The 976-nt window shown below is 49.1% G+C and carries 1 protein-coding gene; it reads left to right on the top strand.

Annotated features, from left to right (window positions below; translation table 11 throughout):
- A partial coding sequence (locus tag KE626_RS34475; protein WP_211977707.1) for a putative Ig domain-containing protein occupies nt 1-976 on the top strand: 976 nt, incomplete at both ends.

The raw sequence follows: 976 nt of genomic DNA, 5'->3' as shown, positions 1-976 counted from the left end.
CTTCTTTAACCTGGTGGTAAACGACAACTATCCACCGGTGATAAATTCTATTCCTGCACAGAGTGTGGATGAAGGCACACAACAAACCATCAAACTGAGCCTGCAGGACCAGAACCCGGGTAATACCTTTACCTGGACGGCCATACAGCTGCCGGCCTTTGCTACCCTGCTGAGTCAGAACGATACCTGCCGTATCACTGTACAACCAGGATATGCCGACGCAGGCTCCTATACCGTTAAGGTACAGGCCAAGGATAACCAGGGGGGAATAGATGTACGCAGCTTTGTACTCACCGTGGTAGATAAGCCAACACCAAACTACAAGCTGTATCTGAACTTCAAGCTTAATAACAACGCGCCTGCGCCGTGGAATAACATCTTCGGTACCACTAACACCGGGTTGAAAGATGAAAACGGACAGTTAACCACTGCCGGATTAACTTTCGATGAAAGCTGGTGGGCAGCAGGCACCGAAGGCGCCAATACAGGCAACAACAGTGGTGTATACCCGGATGTGGTGATGAGCGAATACATGTACTTTGGTTCATTGCCAGGATTCTTTAGTGGCGCACCTGCCATGCACGGACACCTCACCGGTCTGGAAACAAACAGGACTTACAGCATTAAGTTCTTCTCCAGCAGCAAATGGTGGGCGCCACAGCCGGATAACGGCAGCACCAAGTTCACCATCAATGGGGTAAGCCAAACGCTGTATGTACAGAACAACACCACCAACGTGGTTACTTTCTCCAATATCACTCCTAATGCAAACGGAGAGATCCTATTTACCCTGAGTATTCCTGCAGGCGGACAGGTAGGTTACCTGAATGCCATGGAAATAAATGCAGGCACTTCCCAGGTACCACCTAATAATCACGCGCCTGTAATAACAGACATCAGTAATCAAAGCCTGGACGCAGGAACAAGTATGAATATCCCGGTTACAGCAACAGATGCAGATGGTAACCAGATTACG

The sequence above is a fragment of the Chitinophaga hostae genome (assembly GCF_018224885.1).
Taxonomy (GTDB): Bacteria; Bacteroidota; Bacteroidia; order Chitinophagales; family Chitinophagaceae; genus Chitinophaga; species Chitinophaga hostae.
Note: the sequence above shows the minus strand (reverse complement) of the source record. Positions and strands in the feature narration are given on the sequence as shown.